The organism is Streptomyces calidiresistens, assembly GCF_014141525.1.
Classification (GTDB): Bacteria; Actinomycetota; Actinomycetes; order Streptomycetales; family Streptomycetaceae; genus Streptomyces; species Streptomyces calidiresistens.
Genome location: NZ_VKHS01000391.1, coordinates 1 through 5,096 on the forward strand (window position 1 = coordinate 1; position 5,096 = coordinate 5,096).

6 protein-coding genes are annotated in these 5,096 nt (G+C 70.2%); 3 read left to right on the top strand and 3 right to left on the bottom strand.

The annotated features are described in order from the left end of the window. Positions 1-436 (top strand): nucleic acid/nucleotide deaminase domain-containing protein (locus FOE67_RS16095; RefSeq protein ID WP_182664876.1); only part of this gene is annotated, 436 nt, incomplete at its 5' end. Then, on the top strand, positions 420-1,088 hold the full coding sequence (locus FOE67_RS16100) for an SUKH-4 family immunity protein (RefSeq protein ID WP_182664878.1): 669 nt from the start codon (positions 420-422) through the stop codon (positions 1,086-1,088). The genes FOE67_RS16095 and FOE67_RS16100, both read left to right, overlap by 17 nt. 87 nt (positions 1,089-1,175) lie before the next feature. On the opposite strand, the gene FOE67_RS16105 is transcribed toward FOE67_RS16100, so the two are convergent. Then, positions 1,176-1,397: a DUF397 domain-containing protein gene (locus FOE67_RS16105; RefSeq protein WP_182664880.1), complete on the bottom strand. Its 222-nt coding sequence runs from the start codon at positions 1,395-1,397 to the stop codon at positions 1,176-1,178. Continuing rightward, positions 1,390-2,184, bottom strand: coding sequence for a helix-turn-helix domain-containing protein (locus tag FOE67_RS16110; protein WP_182664882.1), 795 nt, complete (start codon positions 2,182-2,184; stop codon positions 1,390-1,392). Before FOE67_RS16110 ends, FOE67_RS16105 begins: the two co-directional genes overlap by 8 nt. A 390-nt stretch (positions 2,185-2,574) precedes the next feature. Between FOE67_RS16110 and FOE67_RS16115 the strand changes: the two genes are divergently transcribed. Further along, positions 2,575-2,913: a hypothetical protein gene (locus FOE67_RS16115; protein WP_194444331.1), complete on the top strand. Its 339-nt coding sequence runs from the start codon at positions 2,575-2,577 to the stop codon at positions 2,911-2,913. Positions 2,914-2,951: 38 nt separating this feature from the next. Here the strand turns inward: FOE67_RS16115 and FOE67_RS16120 are convergent. Beyond that, the coding region (locus FOE67_RS16120) for an exonuclease domain-containing protein (RefSeq protein WP_267133336.1) at positions 2,952-5,096 on the bottom strand (2,145 nt) is incomplete at its 5' end.

Sequence of the window (5,096 nt, forward strand, 5' to 3'; positions counted from 1 at the left end):
CAACCCCCACACCTACCCCCACAACCCCCTGGTCTGGACCGACCCCCTCGGACTCGCCGGATGCGGGCCGGTTCCTTACGGCTCAACAGATTTGAGCCAAATTGCCATTCAGTACAGGCGGCAAGCGGGTATCCCCTCGGGTCAGAACATTGCCGTGTATAGCGTTGAGCTACCGAATGGCAAGACCGCTAATCTGGCTTTTTCGAACACGGTTCGCGGTAAACACTCGGAAGCTCATGCCGATAACTTCCTGGATGAAATCGGAATCGATCCGAAATCGGTAAAAGCCATATATTCGGAGCGAAATTTTTGCACTACGATTGGTCATGACTGCGCTGCTCGTATGTCCAGGTACACAAATGCTACGCTGTCGTGGACCTTCGAGAAGGGCGACAATGCCATGTCGGTTATTCGTAGACATGCATTTGGTCGATAAGTGGAAAATTGGTGATGAAGTCGTGGATGCGGATATGGCAAAAGCTTCAGTCGATCGCATTTTTGGGGAGAGTGTTGAAAGTTTGAGTCGGCGGGGGACTGCTGCTTTCCCTGTTTCTTGGCGTGAATGGAGTCTTCCCGAGGAGGGGAAGGTCGCCTTGTCGTCTTATGGTCTCCCCTCCGGCAGGGGGGATGACTTGATGGGGATCGTGGCTGAATTTCAGGAGTCACCGAGGCCGTTGCGGGTTTCAAGCGGTGGTGAATTTTACATCCTTGGCTCATACGGATCGGCCAGTATTGTTGCGGTAAAGGGCGTGGGTGAAGTTGTGGCTTTTCCGGAAGGGTGGGCTGCGAGTTCCCGTGTGAAGCCTTCCTCCGGCTTTGAAATTTCCCCCACCTTCGTGAATTCGAAAGTTGAGCTATTCGTCGAATGCGCGTGGCGTTGGGATGGGCTGGTTGCGGCGCTTGCCGAGGAGGAGGAGCGTGCGGGGGAAGCCGAGATTTCCATGTGGAGAGAAGGAGGGGTCGATGAATCCTGCGACCCGTATTCTATTTACAGTGAAATGCGTGACTATGCGTGCCTTAAATTCATGGACCTTGACCCCGGAGTCAAGGAAGGCGGCTTCTGGGTGAGTTTGATTACTGATGGTTGATGAAGTTTGTTGATCTTGCAGATTTCGCCCAATTCGACGCCATTGGAGTTCTTCGTGCGGCGAAGGAAACTCCGGTTGCGCCGGTGCTCAGATGGTGGATGAGCCGCGATGGGTAGTGGCGAGGAAGGCGGTCCAGCTTGCGGGGGTGAAGGTGAGGACGGGGCCCCGGGGCTTCTTGGAGTCGCGGACGGGGACGGCGGAGGGGTGGCCGTCCATGATCTCCACGCAACTGCCGCCCTCGGGGCCGCTGTAGGACGACCTGCGCCACCTCCCGGGTATGGGAGCGGCCGGGGTGGCGAGGTCAGGCATGACGTTGATGTTCCTTCGCGGTCGCTCGCAGGAGGGCAAGGGACTCCTTCGACGGCAACGCGTCCCCCAACGCCTGATGGTAGGCGTTCTGCAACCGTTCGACCACGGTCGGGGAGTCGTGCACCCTCCCCACCTGCAACCCCTCCGAGTAGGCGACGGGGGGCTGGTCCTCGAACCACATCAGGGTCAACATGCCCTGCATCAGGGGATGGGCGCCCAGCCCGTAGGGCAACACGTGGATCCGCACCCGTCCCTCTTCGCAGAGCCGGACGAGATGAGCGAGCTGGTCGGCCATCACGGCCGGTCCGCCGACCGGGCGGCGTAGAACCGCCTCATCGAGGAGGGCCCACACCACCGGAAGAGGGCGGTGGGCGAGGATCTTCGCGCGTTCCAGCCGTGTGACGACGAGCCGGTCACATTCCTCATCGCTCAAGGGGGCGAAGCCGCTGCGGAGGATCGCGCGTGCGTACGCCTCCGTCTGGAGGATGCCGGGAACGCACGACAGGGCGAACTCGCGGATGACGGTGGCCTGCTGTTCGAGATGGCGGGCGGCCTCGAAGTAGTCGGCGACGGCCACGTCCTTCTGGGGCAGGAAGCTGGTGAGCACGTTGCCGGTGTCGAGGACCCGGTCCAGGCGGCGGGCGTCCTCGCGGGAGGGGATGCGCCGGCCCGCCTCGATGTGGGCGATGTGCGAGCGGGTCATGATCGCCGCGTCGGCCAACTCCTGTTGGGTCATGCCGGCCGCCGTGCGCTGTTCCCGCAGCCATTCCCCATAGGTGTTACTCATGGTCAACTCCCGCGTGACAGGTGGGACGTCACTCCGAACCCCCTGGTCAGCGTAGCCCGTCACGTCTCACTGTGTGAGTGAATCGATACGGAGCGGAGTGCGGCCGGGGCCGGCTCCGCGACGACCCCGGCGCGGTCCGAGCCGCCGGGGTGGGACACCCGAACCGTGGAGTGACGCCGTGCGCCGACTCATCGCCCGCCTTCCCGAACCGCTGTCGCGGTTCCTCCGCCCGGCGTCCGGCCGTCACCGGGCACGGCCCGCCGCCTGCCGTGAGCCCGAGGCGCGGCGGGGTGCGGCCCGGCACCGCCGAGCAGTGGCGTCCGTACCGGGGCCCGCCCCGGCGACCGCCCCCGGAGGGCGGCGGGCGGTTCGTGGCGGGGGAGCGGCGGCGTGAACGCCCCGGCGACCGGCGTCCCGTGCCCACCGACCCGACCGGAGCCGGCGGCCCGACCGCCCCTCCCGACCCGGGACGCGGCCGGCCGCGCCTCCCGCCTGCTCCACCGGGTGGAGGACGTGCAGCTCGACGCGGCCCTCGTCCTGCTCGGCCACGCCGCCGACATGGTGGACGACCGCCGGGTCACCGACGACCAGTTGCGGTACCTGGTGAGGCGCATGGCGGAGGCGCTGCGCGAGGTGCACCGGGTCGCGGAGGCGCGCGGCGCCCGCCTCTCCGCGTTCCCGCCGGTCGGGGAGGGCGGCCCGGACGGGGCCGACCCCGCTGTTCCCTGAGCGAGCGGGATGAAAGAAAACGCGCGCCGAGGGCTCGCTCAGGAGGACGCGGCGCGGGCCAGGCGCTTGCGGCAGCGTTCGGCGCGCTTCTCGATCGCCTCCCGCGCCGAGCTGCCGCCGCCGTCCAACGGGCCGTCGAGGGCCAGTTCGCAGATGGCGAGGGCGGCGGCGTCATCCTTGCGGCGTCGCTCGTGGTGCATCGACAGCCGGTTGAGCAGCACGCCGTCCCGGGCGCCCCGGTCCACCGCCCACCGCCACAGTTCGGCGGCCTCGTCCTCCCGGCCGGCCTTCTCCCGGGCCTGGCCCACGTGCCGGGCCGCCCGGCCGAGCACGGTGCGTTCCCCGGCCTCGTGGATGAGGGGCAGGTACCGGGCCAACTCCTCCATGTCGGCGCGTTGTCCGGCCTCGGTGAAGTGGGAAACCAAGGCCGCCGCCGGGCTGCCCGTGACGCACCGACCGCCCGCCTCGCAGGGGGCGCAGTCACCGCAGCCGGGCAGGCGGGCGATCGTGGCGGCGGGCTCGGGGAACAGCGCGAGCAGCCGTTCGGGGGTCCGGCGTTCGGCGTCGGCCCGTGCCAGCCCCTCCATCGCGTACCGCAGGTCGTCGCGGTCCGGCACGCCCCCGGCGAGGTGGAGGTCGATGGCCGTCCGCAGCGCCTCGTCGGCGACGGGGCCGTCAGCGGGGTCGGGGGAGCCGGCTTTCCGCACCCCGAATCGGGCCAGCAACCGACCCGCCTCCGGGCAGTCCTCGCGTTGCAGCGTCCCCAGCGCCTGCCGCCACACGGCGGTGCTCTCCGGCCACGCCTCCACCGTGCGGTGGGCGTCGCGGTGGCGTCGGGACAGGGCGGGGGCCTCCGCGTCGCACCGCAGCGACCTACGGCGGGCCCGGCGCAGCACCCGGATGCCGGGAACGGTCAGGGAGGCGGGGTCGGCGTGCCCCTCCTCCTCCGCGCGGTCCAGCAGGTGCAGGAGCAGGGCGGTGGTGACCTCGGCGTCGGAGTCCGCCCGGTGGGCGTGGTGCGGGATGCCCAGGGCCTTGGCACAGGTGGCCAGGCGGTGGTTCCGTAGCCGGGGCATGAAGCGCTGGGCGAGGTCCAGGGTGTCGAGCACCCGCCCCGGTCGCCAGGGGACGCCGGCGCGTTCCAGCTCGGAGGCCAGGAAGAACAGGTCGAACCCCACGTTGTGGGCGGCGACGGTCTCGCCGTCCAGGCGCCGCAGGATCTCCGGCACCAGGGCGGGGAAGAGCGGGGCCCGACGGGCGGTGGCGTTGTCGATGCCGTGGATGTGGACCGCCCCGGTGTCCCGCTCCGGGTTGCACAGGCTGCTCCAGCGGTCCACGACCCGCCCGCCGTCGACGGTTACCAGGGCGAGCGAGACGATCCGGTCGCCCTGCGCGGCGTTCAGCCCGGTGGTCTCGCAGTCCAGGACGACGTACCGGCGGTCGGCGGGGCGCCGCTCGTCGTCGGGCTTCCCGCCCAGGGGGCCGCCGGTGGGCGGAGTGGCCGGCGTGACGGGCGTGACGGGTCCCGGCGCGGCTGCCCCGGGAGGCGGACCGTAGGCGGGAACGGGAACGGGAACGGGCCCGGGCGACACCGGCGGATGGCCGACCCCGGACGGGGGGAACGGCGATGCGTGCGACGGACCGGAGCCGGTGGCACCCACGGGTGTGAACGGCCCGGTCGGCGGCGGGGCCACGGGGGCCGTGCGCAGGAGCGCGTCCGCGATCGTCCGGGCGTCGTTCCGGTCCAGGTGCGTCACCTCCAGCGGCGGCGTTCCCGGCGGGCCGGCCGGCAGGACCGTCAACGCGGCGTGCAGCAGTCCCGCCTGCTGCCGCACCTGCGCGATCGCCTCCCGGGGGATCGGAACCACCGAGGGCGCACCCCACCGGTGGGAGAGCAGGATCAGGCGTCGGTCGGTGACGGCCGCGAGGGTGTCGATCCGCTCGTGCCGTCCGAGGGCGACGGCCAGCACCTCCTCGCCCTCCCCGGTGACGGTCGCCAGGTGCCGCAGGTACGACTCGATGCCCTTGCGGGAGCGCGCCGCGTGCACGGCCCGGACGATGTCGTCCCGGGCACCGGCCGTCGGCGCGGCCGGCGCGGCGGGTCCCCCTGGCGTCCCGTACGTCGGCGGTGCCCCGGGCGGTGGGGTGGGGAGCGGGTCGGCCGTGCCGCTCCCGGCCGGCGG

Coding starts and splice junctions, on each gene's coding strand:
- FOE67_RS16100 (WP_182664878.1), top strand. CDS start 420: ATGCATTTGGTCGATAAGTGGAAAATTGGTGATGAAGTCGTGGATGCG.
- FOE67_RS16105 (WP_182664880.1), bottom strand. CDS start 1,397: ATGCCTGACCTCGCCACCCCGGCCGCTCCCATACCCGGGAGGTGGCGC.
- FOE67_RS16110 (WP_182664882.1), bottom strand. CDS start 2,184: ATGAGTAACACCTATGGGGAATGGCTGCGGGAACAGCGCACGGCGGCC.